Raw genomic sequence first — 16,154 nt, forward strand, 5'->3', positions numbered from 1 at the left:
AGCGAATTGGTATGTTAACATTTGGCAACGTTATCACGGCTATGATTACGCCGTTTCATGAAGACGAGTCCGTCAATTACGAAGGCGCCGTCAAATTAGCACAGTATTACTGCGAAAACGGCTCCGATGGCATTCTCGTAGCCGGTACGACCGGCGAAGGCGCTACGATGACGGAAGAGGAAAAATTAAAGCTCTTTACGGACATCTCCGCCGCCGTAGGCGATAAAGTGATGGTCATGGCCAACGTAGGCACGAACAATACGGCGCAGACGATCGAATTCATGAAAAAAGCGGAAAAGACGGGAGTAGACTGCTTCCTGGCCATCGTTCCCTATTACAACAAGCCGAATCAGGACGGCTGCTACGCCCACTTTGCGGCCCTTGCGAAGGCGACGGATATGCCGATTCTGATCTACAATGTACCGGGCCGTACGGGCGGCAAGATTGAAGCGGCTACGGTCGTCAAGCTGGCCCATGACTTCAAGAATATCGTCGGCATCAAGGAAGCCAGCGGCGATTTGAACGCAGCTACGACGATTGCCCGTGACACAGACGACGACTTCTACGTATACAGCGGCGAAGATAACCTGACCCTGCCGATTTTGTCCGTCGGCGGCTGCGGCGTTATCAGCGTTGCGTCCCATATCATCGGCAAGGAGATGAACGAAATGGTTCAGGCCTATAAAGACGGCGACATCAAAAAGGCCATGGAACTGCATCAGAAATACCTGCCGGTTATGACGGGTATCTTCTGCACCGTAAACCCGACGCCGATCAAGGCCTGCTGCAACATGCTCGGCCTGCCGGCCGGCGCATTCCGCCTGCCTATGGTAGACGCCAGCCCGAAGGTAAAAGAATTCCTGACGCAGATGATGAAGGATGCCGGCGTCATGTAACTGGAAATCATCAATACGATGGAGCAAATGGGGAAGGAGCGCCGCTCTTTCCCCATTTTATATAAAAAACGTATTGACAAATAATAAAAAATTTACTATACTATATAAGTCGTTAAGATATGACTCGGTAGCTCAGCTGGATAGAGTGACTGACTACGAATCAGTAGGTCTAGGGTTCGAATCCCTACCGGGTCACCATAGAACAGCTCATGCAATTTGCATGAGCTGTTTTTTTTGGTTCTATAATAAATGTTGGGGTAACGACAGACATCGTATATCTGCCGCTGCCCCATTTTACAAAAAAATGGACATACGACGTATCCCCTGTTACTATTAAAGCGACCAAACCCAATAGAAAGGAAAATGTCTATGTCCAATTCTTGTTATATCGAAAAGAGCTCTCTTTAAAAGAGGTTGAGGTAACTTCTTTGGAACTGCTGGAAGACAAACAGATTCTACATCTGGCGATTCCAAAGAAAGAGCAGCGCTGCCCTCATTGTCATACACGTACTTCACGTATTAAGGATTACCGGCAGCAAACTGTATGTATTGCCATTGCAAATGACATTCCCGTATATGCGCAGTTTCGTAAACGGCAGTACAGCTGCCCGGCCTGTCACTATCCGTCACGTCGTTTACAGACTGGTTTGAGGAAATTGTCAACGTCCTGAAATTCCCATGGTCCAATGGGTATACAAGGGATGCACCAATAAAATCAAAGTGCTAAAACGGATCAGCTTTGGGATTCGAAAGTATAGCCGGTTCAAGAAGCGAATTTAATATATCGCATCATTAACAAACGGGAATGGGACGCAAAATACTGTAACAAGAGAATATACTCCAACATTTGACAAAGACTCGTTTTATTGCTTGATAATTTTGATATATCGTTCTAATTCGACCTTTTCATATTCTGCGATAAGCGATACCATCTTTTCAGGATTTTTATTATCGGCATGGTATGCGTCGAAGCAGTCGTAATACTTGCGGCGGTCTGTAAATTTAATGTCGATGGGCAGCAGGCCGTTTTTTATCAGCTCGAAATTCAGCAGCAGGCGGCCTGTGCGGCCGTTGCCGTCGATGAGGGGTGAATGGACTCGAATTCGAGGTGAAGCAGGGCGATGGCTTCGATGATGTGTTTTTCCTGTTTCCATTCCTCATACTGTCGGATCAGCTGCTCGACGGTCGGCTGTACCATGTACGGCTGCGGCGTATGGAGCGCGCCGAGGATGCGGACAGGGACGCTGCGATATTTGCCGCGGTTTTCCCGGTCATTCATCAGGACGAGGGAATGGATCGTCTTGACCGTTTCTTCTGTCAGCGGTGTATTATGTGATGCCAGGTCGATGATGTAATAGAAGGCGTCCTTGAAGCCGATGACGTCGAGATGGTCGCGCAGAGGCTTTTCGGCAATGGTAATGCCTTCCTGCAGGATAAGGGCTGTTTCACGAAGCGTTAGTGTATTGCCCTCGATGGCATTGGAATTGTAGGTCGTTTCGATGATAAATTCATTGCGCAGCCGCTGCAGCTCGGCTTTGCTCAATGGACGTAGGCCGCGCAGCGTATTTTTTAGCGTATCAATTTCAATTAGAATAGGATTCATAGTATGTACCTTTCATTATATCCGGCTGGCAACAGGGGGAGTTTTTTATTTTCTACAAAGGTTACAGATAAACATTTGGATTAAAACATCTGTTATATGCTTTATAAAATACGAAATTGGCGGCGTTATATGAAGAGCTTCTATATCCGCACATACTTTGCATGTTTATTTCTGAAGGATCAATAGTTATAGAATTTCCACGAGCGGTTCTATTCATATGGTGTATTTCAAGTTTTTGAGGACGCCAAGTTATGCCGGTATTTAATTTTATTTTGCGAGCGAAGTTATTGTCTTTTTTATACTGTCTTCTTAGAATAACTCCATGTTAAAATAAACACCATATAATCCACTGGCGATAGAGTAATCAAGAGAACGCATATCTGCTGTCATTGTTTTTTCATATCCGTGCAGCTTCAAAGGTGTGATGTCTTTGCCTGAAAAATTGAATACCTTAAAATTGTATTTGTGGACTTTTACGCCGGAATCTAATGCTTTTAACTGATTAACAAAATATTCTGGCATTGCCCGTGCTTCCGGCTTTGACATAACTAATTCTGTCAAATTTTTAGTGCTGCGCTCTTTATTATAAATAAAGTCATAATCACACGTAGTAATCATTTGTTTAGTATTAAATACTTGGTATATTTTTGTTTTAATGGTTGCTGTAGTATCCGTATTGGCAATAACTTTAGTATTGCTGTAGTCACAGTATCCGTTCCCGTCAGTAGATTCAGAAATGATGATATATCTTTCCGGATTGCTTTCTAACTCTGTCTTAGAAATAGCGAATACAGAAATAGCGTTAAACGTTATCATTAATGATAGAAATAATGTACAAATTCTTTTCATGGCGTTCACATTCCTTTCAGTTTAATAAATTGGTACACTGCGATTATTTGCTAAATCATACATACTACAGCCTGGATTATCTTATATACCTATCGTGTAGAAGTAATTCAACTGTAAACATATTTGTCAGCCCTTCGATTTTTTCAACGCTATACAGCGTATAGACGCTTAGGAACGGCATGTTGACTTTGGCGTGAAATATTGCGTGCCCTAGTTCGTGCGCACAGATGCATCTCTTCAGCTCTTCCCGTGCATTTTCATTGAGATGGATTGTCTTCATCCGAAAATGAGCGGCGAAATATCTCAAAATACTATCCAGATCTTCATATACAACGAGTATATCTAACTAATTTTAATGGAGCGTTTTTATGTTTTCTGGATAACTTTTGTGCTGTACTCTTTATAGCCGCTGGTTACCACGTATTTCTTGTACTTTTTAGGCGTAAATTTTCCTTTGCTCGTATTTTTGCTGCTTCGATAGAGTGCTGGAGGGATGTCCGAAGAAAATCTTTTGTTTCCTCAGTATTCATGTCGTTTAAAATTTCTTGTAGACGTTTTTGAAGATCTCTTTTATCGCGAGAATTTAACGCTATAATTTTTTTTGTTCATTATCAGTTGGTAGTTCATCAAGTGTGTATCCCATAAATGCCGATAATTTTTTTAGTTGATAAGTTAGTATTTTCATCCCCTTTTTTAAATAACCCGTCAATCGTGGCGTATGGTATGCCGGAAAGTTTAGCAACGTCAGCTTTAGTATAGTTATGTTCTGGCATCAAAGCGGAAAGATTGTCGATTATAGCCATCTTTTTCACCTCAAAAATAAGAACTTTTATTTACTATCATTAAACCATACAAAAATTACTTTGTAAAATAATTACATTACAACGTAAAAAAGTTCCCGTTGATATTGGTAATTGCAATGCAACATAATATGGTCACGCTATAAAATTGCCCCCGCGGGGAAATATCGAGGAGATGAAAATTGCGATGTATCCTAATTTAAAGACAGAAATGGCCAGAAAAAAGCTTACAAATGGTAAATGCGTCTCTGTTTGCAGCATAAGCAAAAGGCGTTTTTCAAGTAAACGATGTGGGCGTACAGATTTTACGCTGCGGAAAATAAATATACTTCAGAAGCATTTTTCCCAACTGTACGCTCGAATATCTTTTTTCTGCTGAAGCCGCATATTAAAGACAGGAGGTGGCAGAGCTGAAGGTAATAAAAAAATGCCTTGCCGCAGTGCAATGCCGTAAGGAAAAAATATTTCTTCCGTATATAGCTGTAACTTGTGTTTATATGCTTGTGGTTAACCAAGTAAAAACAGTTCATGCATTTTGCGTGGGCTGTTTTTTTGTGCGCAGTATAAATGATGAGCATATAGTTATGAAGGTTTGTATGGACTGTGCGGTAATTTCTATCCCCATAGGGGGCTTAAAAGGCCATATATATTTTTGTATAATAAAATTACTTTAAATTACGAAATATAGAAAGGCTTGACAGATGGAACATATTAAACGTGAAATGATAGAATATTGGTCGCAGCGGGTCGACGAGTTTTCGGCGCAGCGGTGCCGGGAGTTTCAAAGCCCGAAGCGGCAGTTGTGGATAGAGGAGTTTCAGCGGTATTTTTCGATGGAAGCGCCGCTGCGTATCTTAGACGTCGGCACGGGAACAGGATTTTTTGCCAATATCCTGGCCCTGGCGGGGCACGACGTCGTCGGCATCGATCTGACGGAGCACATGATTGCCGAAGCGAAGCGGAAAGCGGAGCTATACCATGTGCCGTCGGCGTTTTTCGTTATGGATGCGGAACGGCCCGAGTTTCCCGACGCTTCTTTCGACGTCGTCATTTCGCGCAATCTGACCTGGGCTCTTCCGAACTTGGGCAAGGCCTATAGGGCGTGGCGGCGCGTGCTGAAGGACGGCGGCCTGCTGCTGAATTTTGACGCCGATTATTGCCATGAAAGGGCGGATATGCCGCTGCCGGCTGCCCATGCGCACCAACGGATTGCGCCGTCGCTGCTGGCTGACTATGAACGGATGAAGACGGTCCTGCGCAGGCCGGAGCTGCGTCCGCAGCGGGATTGCGAGTTATTGGCCGAGGCGGGATTCCGCGATGTCCGCGTGGATCTGTCCGTTTGGAAGCGCATATATCATGACGTAGACGAATTTTATAATCCTACGCCCATATTCTGTATTGCGGCGTATGTTTGACGAGGGATGACTATGGCGGCTTATGAAAGCTATGAACAAGAAAATATGGCCTATTGGACAAACCGCGCGCCGGGATATTCGGCAGTCCATCAAAACGAGCTGAGCTCAAGCCAGCGGGACGTCTGGAGACGGACGCTGCTGCAGCACATAGACGCGGCCTGCGGTAAAGAGAGTGCTTCATCAATCCGCGTGCTGGACGTCGGCACGGGGCCGGGATTTTTCGCCATTCTGCTGGCTGAACGGGGCTATGAGGTGACGGCCGTCGACTATACAGCGTCTATGCTGGAAGAAGCGAGATACAATGCCGGACGGCTCGGCCGGTCTATACGGTTTTGCCGCATGAACGCGGAGCAGCTGGCCTTTGCCGACGGGTATTTCGACGTCGTCGTCACGCGGAACCTGACGTGGAACCTTCCGCACCCTGACAAGGCCTATGGCGAGTGGCGGCGCGTCCTGAAACGAGGCGGCCTGCTGCTGAACTTCGACGCCAATTGGTATCGGTATTTATACGATGAGGAAGCGCGGCGGGGATATATGGAAGACAGGGAGCACATCCGCCGGAGCGGCGTAACCGACGAGACGGACGGGACAGATATACCGGCTATGGAAGCGATTGCCGGCAAAGCTCCTCTGTCGGGACGCGTGCGCCCGCAGTGGGATTTAGATATTTTGCGGCGCTTAGGGATGGATGCCGTTGCCGATGAGGAGATATGGAAGACGGTATGGACGCGGGAAGAACGCATCAATAACGGCTCGACGCCCATGTTTATGATAAAGGCTGTGAAGCAGCTATGACGATGTATGTGATAAAGCGGCTTTTGCAGCTGATTCCGATTTTGCTGGGAATTACTTTTCTGTCCTTTGCCATGATGCATATTGCCGGCAGCGATGCAGTCGTTCAAAAATATGACCGGGCAGGCATAGCTGTCGCTGCGGAAGTCGTCGCGGCCGAACGGGCGCAGCTGGGATTGGACCGGCCGTTTCTGACGCAATATATCGTTTGGCTGGGAAATCTGCTGCACGGTAATATGGGCGTCAGCTTCATGACAGGGCGTGACGTTTTTGCGACTTTCATGGATAAGCTGCCGGCGACGCTGCTTCTCACGGCGTCGTCCGTCCTGCTGACAGTCGCCGTTTCGGTTCCGCTGGGCATTGCGGCAGCGGTCCGGCGCAACTCGCCTGTAGATTACGTCATACGCTTTTTCAGTTTTTGCGGCAACAGCATGCCTAATTTTTTTCTGGCTTTGGTTCTGCTGTATTTGTTTGCCGTCCGGCTACCCTTGTTTCCCGTCCTTTCCTCGGGAATGGGGATAGAGCATCTGGCGCTGCCGACGGCGACACTGGCCATTGCGATGTCTGCCAAGTATTTGCGGCAAGTGCGGGCGGCCGTGCTGGAAGAGATGGGCAAGGACTATGTGCTGGGGGCGAAATCGAGGGGCGTTCCCTTTTCCTGGACGCTGCGGCGCAGCATTCTGCGGGCTTCCTTCGGTACGATTTTGACGCTGCTGGCTCTTTCTATCGGCAGCCTGCTGGGCGGGACTGCCATTGTAGAATCCATTTTCATGTGGGACGGCGTAGGAAAGCTGGCCGTCGATGCGATTCACGGACGAGATTATCCTATGATTCAGGCCTATGTCGTATGGATGGCCTTCATATACGTCGTCGTCAATTTGCTGACTGATATCGTCTATCGGATAGCGGACCCGCAGATTGGCTGGAAAGCGGGGCGGCGTTGATGATACCGGAAGCTCTCGTTTTTCACAAGACGCCGAAGCGCCGCCTTATCTTGTTTTCGTTCTGCGCCGCCGCGTTGCTGTGCGTTGCGGCCTTCGGTGCGTATTTGTGTCCCTATGATCCGTATGCCCAGCAGTATGACGCGGCTCTTCAGGCTCCTGGGTGGGAACACTGGCTGGGAACGGATCGGTATGGCCGCGATATGTTGTCCCGGATTCTAGCCGGCGCGCAGCTCAGCATTTTTTCGGCACTGGCTCTCGTCGCCATGATTGCTTTTATCGGTACGGGCGTCGGACTGCTGTGCGGATATTACGGCGGGAAGGCGGACGCTCTGTGCATGCGCCTGGCCGACGTTTGCCTGGCCTTTCCCAGCTTGATTTTCGCCATGGCCATAGCGGCTGTGTTACACGGCGGGATTCATAATGCCGTTGTCGCCTTGGCGGCCGTCAGCTGGCCTAAGTACGCCCGTTTGGTCCGAAGCCGGACCTTGGCATTGAAGGATCAGAAGTTTATTTTAGCGGCTCAGATGGCCGGTTCTTTGCCGCGTCAGATCATGGTCCGCCATATATTGCCGAATTGCCTGGGAACAATCGTCGTTACGGCAGCCCTGGACATCGGCACGATGATGATGGAGCTTGCGGCCCTGTCCTTTTTGGGATTAGGCGCCAAGCCGCCGGCCGCCGAATGGGGCAGCATGATGAGCACAGGCCGAAGCATGCTGCAGACCTATCCCTGGGTCGTCCTGTCTCCCGGCGCGGCTATTTTTCTTTCTGTCGCCGTATTTAATCTGTGGGGCGACGCGCTGCGTGATTATATAGACCCGAAAGAGCGGGGGCGGTAATGGGGAGGTTTGAGAGGATGAATAAAAAACGTTTTATAGCGTGTATTGCGGCGGTGCTCCTGCTGCTGACGGCGGCCGGCTGCGGCGGTACGGAAGAGGCGAACCGTTCCGCTGGCGGAAAAACCTTTGTTATGGGCGATACGACCTTTAACCCTGAAAACAACGAGCCTGACATCAATCCGCACAACGACAACAGCGGCTGGGCCTGCATCCGCTACGGCGTAGGGGAGACGCTGTTTCGCTACTCCGATACGATGGAAATCGAGCCGTGGCTGGCGGAAAGCTATAAGCCTGTCGACGACGTGACGTGGAGAATTGTTCTGCGCAAGAATGTGACCTTTACCAGCGGCCGGCCCGTAGATGCCCAGGCTGTCAAGGAATGCCTGGAGCATTTGATTGCCGTCCATACACGGGCGGCCGGCGATTTGCACATCGCCTCTATGGAAGCGGACGGACAGGTGCTGACGATTCGGACGACGGTCCCCGTGCCGGCCCTGCCTAATTATCTGTCCGACCCATACGGCTGCATTATCGACATGCAGGCCGGCATCACCAGCGACGGCATGGTGACGGCAACGGGGCCGTATAAGGCCGTGTCCCTCGTGTCCGGAGACCATGTTGACCTCGTAAAAAATGACGCCTATTGGAACGGCGATCCCAAGCTGGATTCGATTACGATACGGACTATTTCCGACGGCGATACGCTGACTATGGCCCTGCAGTCCGGCGAAATCGACGCGGCCTACGGCATGCCCTATGCCAGCTATCCCCTGTTTCAAAACGACGAGTACACGATCAGCAGTGCGGCTACAAGCCGTACATTCTTTGTCTGGATGAATTTCGACAGTCCTCTGATGCAGGATGAAGCCGTCCGCAAAGCGATTTCTATGGCCATTGACAAGCAAGGCTTTGTCGACGCCTTGCTCCATGGAAACGGCTACCCTGCCGCCGGTCCTTTTCCCGATACGTTTGTTTTCGGCGGCGATGCGGCGAAGGCCGAGCTCTACGACTTAGACGGGGCCAGACGTGTATTGGATGACGCCGGCTGGAAGGATGAAGACGGCGACGGCGTTCGGGAAAAGAACGGGCGCAAGCTGGTTCTCCGCTGGCTTACCTATCCGAGCCGTCAGGAATTGCCTTTGCTGGCCGAATCGGCCCAGGCGACGCTGAAGCAGATCGGCGTTGCCGTGGATATCCAGTGCACGGCCGACCACAACCGTGTGAAAAAAGACCGCTCCGCCTGGGATGTCTATGCCAGCGCGATGGTGACGGCTCCGTCGGGAGACCCGCAGTATTTCTTCACCTACTGCTGCCTTGACGGGTCGGACAGCAATACGGGCCGGTATCACAGCGACGCCCTGGAAAAATTAGCCCGGAAGATGGAAGGAACCTTTGACTCTGACGAACGGGGAGCGTTGGCCGTGCAGATGGCGCAAACTATCCTGGACGACCACGCCTATGTATTTTGTTCTCATTTGAAGATGAGTATGATTGCCAGAAAGGGCGTCACGGGCCTTACGGCTCATCCCTGCGATTTTTATGAAATTACGGCGGATTTAGACAAGACGTGAGGATGATGGGTATGAAAGAGGCGGTTATTGCCTATGACAACATAGAAATCTGCTATGACGGCCGGCCCGTCGTACGGCAGGCGACGTTTTCGCTGCAGCCGGGAGAAATATTGGGTATCGTCGGCGAGTCTGGCAGCGGCAAGAGCACTATTCTTCAAAGCGCTATGAAGCTCTTGGGGCCGGGCGGTGCCGTCACGCAGGGACATATTTGGTTTCAAGGACAGGATATACTGACTTTATCGGGCGAAGGGATGCGGCGTCTCTGCGGCGCGCAGATGGCAATGGTTTTTCAGGATGCAGCGGCGTCGCTGTGTCCTGTACGGACCATAGGCAGCCAAATCTGCGAAGCCGCGGCGGCCCATTGGGATATGGGAAAGGAGGACGTCCGGCGGCAGGCTCTGGAGCTTTTCGCGCGCCTGGGCTTTTCAGACGGCCGGCGCGTATGGGAAAGCTATCCTTTTGAGCTGTCAGGAGGCATGAATCAGCGCGCGGCCTTAGTCCTGGTCATGCTGCTGAAGCCGGCCCTGCTGCTGGCTGACGAACCGACAAGCGCTCTCGATGTCTGCGCGCAGAAGCAGGTGCTGGATGAGCTGCTGTATCTGCGGGAGCAGTACGGCACGGCGATTATGCTGGTCACTCACGACATGGGCGTCGTGTCCCGCATAGCCGATTACGTGCTGGTTGTAAAAGACGGCCAGATAATAGAATATGGCTCGGCTAAAGACGTACTGACCTCTCCGGCCCAGGCGTATACGAAGGAATTGCTGGCTGCCGTGCCGAAGCTGCGGAGGGAATGACGATGGCTTTTTTAGAACTGCAAGAGGTGACGAAAGAATTTGCAGGAAGAAAGGGCGCACAGGTCAGGGCGCTGGATAGGGTTAGTTTTTGCATAGAAGAAGGCGAAAGCGTCGGCCTGATTGGCCCGTCCGGATCGGGAAAGAGCACCGTTGCCAACGCGGTCTGCCGCTTTATCGACGTAACGGCGGGACGCATTTTTCTGAGAGGCTGCGATATTACGGCGGCCAGGGGAAAGGCCTTGCGGCAGGTGTATAAAGAGCTGCAGATGGTATTTCAGTCGCCTCGGTCGTCTTTTGACCCGCGGCGGACACTGGGAGACGGCGTCGGAGAATGTCTGAAGAACAGCGGCGTCGTCAAAGCCGACCGGCGGAAACAGGTCAGGGAGCTGCTGGAACGATGCGGATTGCCCGCTGCCGCTGCCGACTGGTATCCTCACGAGGTCAGCGGCGGCCAATGCCAGCGGGCGGCCATCGCCCGCGCCTTGGCGGTACATCCGCGGCTGCTTGTTTGCGACGAAGCGACGAGCGCCTTGGATGTCATGGCGCAGCGGCAGATTCTCGAACTGCTGATGGGCCTAAAGGCCGAGGGGCGTTTTCAGCTCCTGTTTATTACGCATAATTTGGCCGTAGCGCAGCAGTGCTGCGACCGGCTTGTCGTCATGGACAAGGGCCGGATTGTAGAAGAAGGACGAACAGACGACGTCGTTTGCCGTCCTCAAAGCGAATACACGAGGCGGCTTATCGAGGCCGTCCTATACTGACGAAAACAGCTCCTCCATAGCCTGCATGGGACTAGGGAGGAGCTGTTTTGTATGGTTTATTTATTTTTTCAAATTAGGCGTGCAGTCGACGACGATGCTGTCATATTCTTTGCCGTTCCTATTTTTCATGACCGTATAGGTTCCCTTCGTATCGGGAATCGCTTTTTCCAGCATATCGCTGTGCCATTTTTCCACGGTCATGGTCATGCCGCCCGTTTGCTGGCTGTTTTCCGACTGCTTCTTGCCGTCGCGGGGAAGGAGCGTATCCGTCGCCGGTTCTTTACCGTCTTTCGCCGGCAAGGTAATGGTAACGGCCCGGTCATTTTCGAATACGACTTCGTAGAGGCCGCCCTTGTATACTTTCAGCGTGTCGCCTTGCGCGTAGGGATGGCCGAATTCGGCTTCCCAATCCTGGGCCGTATCGCCGAGGCCGGCGACTTCGCCGATCGTGGCTTTTTCGGCTTTGCTCTTATCGACCTGCTGTTCCTGCGTGGTCTTGGCCTTATTGGCGTCCTGCGTGTCCGCCGGGGAACAGCCGGCGCTGACTAACAGCGTCAGAATCGCCAGGACGACGGCTAATTGTTTTTTCATATCAAGTACCTCCTTGCTGTATGTTACCGCCGGCGGCGATTGTCCCCGCCCTTATGCAGCGTTTTGTGGCGCTTGCTTTTTGTAGGCTGGTACGTGCTGGCCGGCAGCTTGTCCTTGTATACTTTTTTCTTTTTGGGAGGCCGCGCGCTGGCCTTGACTTTGATTTTGCCGCTCGTCGTATATTTGGTAATCGTAGCGTGAATGCTGTGTTCGATGCGGCGGACCCAGTCTTCGTCGGCGCCGGTGGCGAACATGACGGACAATCCTTCGTTGCCGGCCCGGCCTGTCCGGCCGATGCGGTGGATATAATAATCTACGTCGCGGGGGACGTCGTAGTTGAATACGTGCGTAATGCCTTCGATGTCGATGCCGCGGGCGGCGATATCCGTCGCGACGAGAATCTGCGTCTTAGCCCGGGCGAAATCGCGCAGCACCTGGGTGCGGCGGCCTTGGGACATGTCGCCGTGGAGCTCGCCGATATTGAAGCCGGCGGCGATGAGCTGACCGGCCAGCTGGGCTGTCCGCTCCTTAGTGTTGCAGAATACGACGGCCAGGTAGGGATTCATTTCCTGCAGCATCTGGCACAGCATGCCGAATTTTTTGTCCTCACTGGTCATGTAGATGCGCTGTTCAATTTGCTCCAGGGCGATGGTTTCGCCTTCCAATACGCGGAGCGACAGGGGATTCTGCATGTGTTTTTTTGCCAGACCTCTGATTTTGTCCGGTATCGTGGCGGAGAAAAACAGAAGCTGACGGCGCTTGGGCGTCATGCTGATGAGGATGTCGACGTCTTCTAAAAATCCCGACTGCAGCATTTGGTCCGCTTCGTCGACGACGACCCGGCCGACGCCGCTTAAATCGAGGGAATTGCGGCGGCAGTGGTCTAAGAGGCGTCCCGGCGTGCCGATGATGACATGGGGATGACGGTGCAGCTTCTGCAGCTGGTTTTCGATCGTCTTGCCGCCGATGAGGCTGAGGACGTCGACGCCAAGGGCCGGCGCCAGGGCATCGGCTACTTCGGCAATCTGCCGGGCCAGCTCGCGCGTCGGCGCGATGATAAGCACCTGCTCCATGTGGATGTTCGGCTTGACCTGCTGCAGCGACGGCAGGAGGAATGCGTAGGTTTTTCCCGTACCGGTCTGGGCCTGGGCCAATATATCGCGCCCTTTAAATACAGGCGGAATTGCCTGTTCCTGTATGGCCGTGGCCTCGCGGATGCCCTGCTTGCGCAGCAGTTCGCAAAGCTCCGGCGTAATACCTAGGGATTGGAATGTTTTGGACATGATTGTGTAAATACCTTTCTATGTAAATATTTGCGTAATTATTATCTATTGTACACAAGAGCCGTCTTTTTCGCAATAGAAGATTGCGCCGGCCGGTAATAACGACTACCCATATAGGCCCTATATGTGGTATACTTAATTATTAAGCAAGATAGTTCCTGTAATGGAGGTACAGAAAAGAAATGAGTGGCTGTTGCGATGTAATTCGTCAGTGCGTGTTCATGTGTTTTTTTATTATCCCGATTCCCATTGGAGCGTATACGATACATAACGGTTCCAGCGCCGTCGTGGCCCTGGTAAGCTATACGGTCTTGTCTTTTCTGGTTCCCTGGGCTTATTTGGGCAGCGCCGAAGCGCGGTTCGGCCCGGAACAGCGGAAAATAAGCAGGGCTGCCTTTGTCGTCATGTGGCTGGCCGTCGCCGCGGCCTTTGCCGTCTTCAGCGCCTGTATGGGTGATATTTGGAAATCGTCATCCTTTTGGGAATGGCCGACCGTTGGCCGGGATATCGTATTCATCGTCGGCATGTACGGCAAAGTATGCGTCACGCTGCTGCTGGCCTATGGCCTGGCCTGCCTGACCGGGTCGGATACAGCGAAGGGAGGGAGCCTATGACGGCATCTGTGACAGATCGTGTACGGGCTGTTCTGCGGCTGGCTCTTTGGACGGTTCCCATTCCCTTCGGCGCCTTTGCGTCCGATAAGGGACTGTTCGTATCTCTGTCGGTTCTGGTGTTCATTTTAGCTTCGCTGAGCCTGCCTATTACGGTGCGCCGCCGGCAGATGAAGGGGACGGGAACGTCGCAGTATGCGGCTGCAGGCGCGATACTATATGGCGGTATCGTCGCCTTGTGCGTTGCCGTCGCCATTCTTAACGGCCTCATGGCGTATCCGTTTTGGCAGGAGTACGCCTTGCGGGTCGCAGCCTTTTTCGTATGGATGCTGGGGACTTTGGCCTTGCAGTCCCTGGCGGCCTGGGGCGTGGACTGGTGGCTGAAGCGCCGCCGGACCTACTGGTTTTCCGAATTTTTAGATACGATTTTGTATAGCCTGCCCCTGCCTTGTGCCGTCATGGGCATGCTCTTGTTTCCGGCTATCGGTGACGACAAAGTAACGACCAGCCTGGTCGTCGGGGTGATGGGCATCATAGGCTTTGGATTTATCGCCATGGGTATATGCGTCATCGCCGTGTTCGCCTTTTATTTTTTTCCATCGAAAGGCCTGCCGGGGAAGGAGCGGATTATCCAGTGCCTGCGCATCGTCGTGATGACGGCTGTCTGGCTGGGGGCGAATTCAATTATCTTCGACAGCCGCCTGCAAATTTTCAGCTCCCTTATTTTCCAATGCATGCCTGTCGTGCAGAATAATTTCCTCGTATTCATTACGCCGTTTGTCGTAGAAAGCTGCTTGGTCGTCGCCTCTGTCGCTGTTGGCAACGTATTCGTTATGGCTGTGTATAAATTCATAAAGTAAATACGACTGATATAAAAAGTGCCGATCCGTAAGGACCGGCACTTTGGCATGTGTTTATTTATTTTGCAGCGGCAGGGGCTGTTTCAAGAGATTGAAACGAACCATGTAAATCATCCAGCCGATGAAGACTGCCAGACAGCCGCTGAAGAAGGTTGCGGCATCTGTCGTCGTCAAGGCGTAAATGCAGTAGATAATAGATACGCCGGACAGGAAAATAGACGTATTTCTGTTGCAGACGGCGTTGGAAATCTGTTCTTTTTCCAAGATAGATTTCAATGCGAAGGAGCAGAAGATGTAGGGAATAACATTCGTCACGACGGCCAGATTTGCCAGGAGCTCGAACTGTTTGGCCAGCGTCGGGCTGATGGTCATCAGGGCCAGGCAGCTTTGCATAGCCAGGATGAGGATCATGCCTTTGACCGGAACGTCGGCGTTGGTGACCTTGGCAAATACCTTCGGGAACAAGCCCCGCTGCGCGCTGGTCTTAAAGACGCGGGCCAAGGTAAACTGCCACGACAGGAGCGAACCGGCGCAGGAAAAGACCATTAAACCCATGACGACCTTGCCGGCCGTGGAGCCGAGCATGTACGAAAAGGCTAGGCCGAAGGGGGCGCTGGAGCTGAGAATTTCCGCATTGGGAACAATACCGGCGATGACGTTCGTCGAGGCGACGTAGATAAAGGCTACGCCCAAGGTGCTGACGAAAGTAGCGATGGGAACGGAACGCTGCGGATTTTCTACGGCGTCCATGTTGACGGCAGCCGATTCCAAACCCAGGAAAGACCAGAGGGTCAGGGCGATGGAATTGCCGACGGCGTCGATGAACCCGACGTCGTTCGGATTCCAGGAAGAAATCCACGTAGACGGATCAAACCAGTACCAGCCGATGAGGGAGATGCCCAAAACGGGGATAATCGCGCCCCAGATTGTTATCGTACTGAGCTTGCCCGAATAACGGGAACCGCTGAAATTTAAAGCGGCCGCGATCCAGAGCAAGGCAATTGTATATAAACATGTTTGCAGCGGCGTAAAGGAGGTCCCTAAGAACCCGGCGCCATATCCTACGGCAGAAATGGCGATAGCCACGTTTGCAATGACGATGGAAACTGCATAGGCATAATTTGCCATAAAATGTCCTATTCGCCCGAAGGCGTATTCGGAATAACCGCCCATTCCGCCAGGCTTCGTAGTAAACATGCCGCATCGGGCGAAAGTCATAGCCAGGGCGAGCGAGCCGAGAGCCGTAATTAACCATGAAATAATGGAAATCGTACCGACTTCAGCAAGTTTGGTCGGCAGCATGATGATGCCTGCCCCCAACATATTGGCTGCAGTGACGAAAGTCAGCTGAACCAAAGACATTTTACGACGTGTAGTTTTCATTATCAGTCCTTCTTTCATTGTAAAATTTTAGTATAAATAACTATTTATTTTGGCTAGTTCATTCTATCATTTTTGTGAAGAAAATAAAATAGTTTTTGAAAAATAATTATATGAAAATAGTACGTATAGAGAACGTCATATACCGTAAAGATATAGTAA

General features: G+C 51.4%; 17 protein-coding genes and 1 tRNA gene. 11 read left to right on the top strand and 7 right to left on the bottom strand.

The features are described 5' to 3' along the window. Positions 1-11 precede the first annotated feature (11 nt). Complete coding sequence (gene dapA / locus E0L13_RS03610) at positions 12-896, top strand: 4-hydroxy-tetrahydrodipicolinate synthase (protein WP_095629232.1); 885 nt, start codon at positions 12-14, stop codon at positions 894-896. Positions 897-1,017: 121 nt separating this feature from the next. After that, positions 1,018-1,094, top strand: a tRNA-Arg gene (locus E0L13_RS03615). 665 nt (positions 1,095-1,759) lie between these two features. Here the strand turns inward: E0L13_RS03615 and E0L13_RS11735 are convergent. The 4 genes from E0L13_RS11735 to E0L13_RS03640 all read right to left on the bottom strand — a co-directional run bounded on the left by E0L13_RS11735 (position 1,760) and on the right by E0L13_RS03640 (position 4,151). Next, positions 1,760-2,050 carry a hypothetical protein gene (locus E0L13_RS11735; protein WP_206081513.1) on the bottom strand — a complete coding sequence of 97 codons (291 nt, stop codon included), beginning with the start codon at positions 2,048-2,050 and terminating at the stop codon, positions 1,760-1,762. Beyond that, positions 1,942-2,499, bottom strand: coding sequence for a Fic family protein (locus tag E0L13_RS03625; protein WP_206081498.1), 558 nt, complete (start codon positions 2,497-2,499; stop codon positions 1,942-1,944). Before E0L13_RS03625 ends, E0L13_RS11735 begins: the two co-directional genes overlap by 109 nt. Before the next feature lie 309 nt (positions 2,500-2,808). Next, positions 2,809-3,348 carry a hypothetical protein gene (locus E0L13_RS03630; RefSeq protein WP_168060376.1) on the bottom strand — a complete coding sequence of 180 codons (540 nt, stop codon included), beginning with the start codon at positions 3,346-3,348 and terminating at the stop codon, positions 2,809-2,811. Between the two features lie 626 nt (positions 3,349-3,974). Beyond that, positions 3,975-4,151 carry a hypothetical protein gene (locus E0L13_RS03640; protein WP_168060378.1) on the bottom strand — a complete coding sequence of 59 codons (177 nt, stop codon included), beginning with the start codon at positions 4,149-4,151 and terminating at the stop codon, positions 3,975-3,977. Between the two features lie 698 nt (positions 4,152-4,849). Between E0L13_RS03640 and E0L13_RS03645 the strand changes: the two genes are divergently transcribed. From E0L13_RS03645 to E0L13_RS03675, 7 genes are read left to right on the top strand one after another with little or no spacing between them, the layout of a single operon-like run. Next, positions 4,850-5,563 (top strand): class I SAM-dependent methyltransferase, encoded by a 714-nt coding sequence (locus tag E0L13_RS03645; RefSeq protein WP_168060380.1) that lies wholly within the window; start codon positions 4,850-4,852, stop codon positions 5,561-5,563. Positions 5,564-5,575: 12 nt separating this feature from the next. Continuing rightward, positions 5,576-6,358 (top strand): class I SAM-dependent methyltransferase, encoded by a 783-nt coding sequence (locus E0L13_RS03650; protein ID WP_168060382.1) that lies wholly within the window; start codon positions 5,576-5,578, stop codon positions 6,356-6,358. 2 nt (positions 6,359-6,360) lie between these two features. After that, the gene (locus E0L13_RS03655; RefSeq protein WP_206081500.1) at positions 6,361-7,299 is read left to right on the top strand and encodes an ABC transporter permease; all 939 of its coding nucleotides are present in this window, start codon (positions 6,361-6,363) and stop codon (positions 7,297-7,299) included. After that, positions 7,299-8,138, top strand: coding sequence for a nickel transporter permease (nikC, locus tag E0L13_RS03660; protein ID WP_168060385.1), 840 nt, complete (start codon positions 7,299-7,301; stop codon positions 8,136-8,138). The genes E0L13_RS03655 and nikC overlap by 1 nt, the downstream gene beginning before the upstream one ends. A 17-nt stretch (positions 8,139-8,155) precedes the next feature. Next, positions 8,156-9,709 (top strand): ABC transporter substrate-binding protein, encoded by a 1,554-nt coding sequence (locus tag E0L13_RS03665; protein WP_168060387.1) that lies wholly within the window; start codon positions 8,156-8,158, stop codon positions 9,707-9,709. An 11-nt stretch (positions 9,710-9,720) separates the two neighbouring features. Continuing rightward, entirely contained in the window at positions 9,721-10,506 is a 786-nt protein-coding gene (locus E0L13_RS03670; protein WP_168060388.1) for an ABC transporter ATP-binding protein, read from the top strand. A 2-nt stretch (positions 10,507-10,508) separates the two neighbouring features. Continuing rightward, positions 10,509-11,267 (top strand): dipeptide/oligopeptide/nickel ABC transporter ATP-binding protein, encoded by a 759-nt coding sequence (locus E0L13_RS03675; RefSeq protein WP_206081501.1) that lies wholly within the window; start codon positions 10,509-10,511, stop codon positions 11,265-11,267. 60 nt (positions 11,268-11,327) lie between these two features. Here E0L13_RS03675 and E0L13_RS03680 read toward each other — a convergent pair whose 3' ends face one another. Both E0L13_RS03680 and E0L13_RS03685 read right to left on the bottom strand, forming a co-directional pair. Then, positions 11,328-11,858, bottom strand: coding sequence for a hypothetical protein (locus E0L13_RS03680; RefSeq protein WP_168060391.1), 531 nt, complete (start codon positions 11,856-11,858; stop codon positions 11,328-11,330). A gap of 23 nt (positions 11,859-11,881) precedes the next feature. Beyond that, entirely contained in the window at positions 11,882-13,141 is a 1,260-nt protein-coding gene (locus tag E0L13_RS03685) for a DEAD/DEAH box helicase (RefSeq protein ID WP_168060393.1), read from the bottom strand. 182 nt (positions 13,142-13,323) lie between these two features. Here E0L13_RS03685 and E0L13_RS03690 point away from each other — a divergent pair, with 182 nt between their 5' ends. Both E0L13_RS03690 and E0L13_RS03695 read left to right on the top strand, forming a co-directional pair. Further along, the gene (locus tag E0L13_RS03690) at positions 13,324-13,755 is read left to right on the top strand and encodes a hypothetical protein (protein WP_095630219.1); all 432 of its coding nucleotides are present in this window, start codon (positions 13,324-13,326) and stop codon (positions 13,753-13,755) included. Next, entirely contained in the window at positions 13,752-14,612 is an 861-nt protein-coding gene (locus tag E0L13_RS03695; RefSeq protein WP_168060395.1) for a hypothetical protein, read from the top strand. Before E0L13_RS03690 ends, E0L13_RS03695 begins: the two co-directional genes overlap by 4 nt. Positions 14,613-14,666: 54 nt before the next feature. Here the strand turns inward: E0L13_RS03695 and potE are convergent, their stop codons facing one another. Beyond that, entirely contained in the window at positions 14,667-15,995 is a 1,329-nt protein-coding gene (gene potE, locus E0L13_RS03700; protein WP_168060397.1) for a putrescine-ornithine antiporter, read from the bottom strand. Positions 15,996-16,154 lie beyond the last annotated feature (159 nt).

The sequence above is a fragment of the Megasphaera sp. SW808 genome, assembly GCF_012027795.1.
Classification (GTDB): domain Bacteria; phylum Bacillota; class Negativicutes; order Veillonellales; family Megasphaeraceae; genus Megasphaera; species Megasphaera stantonii.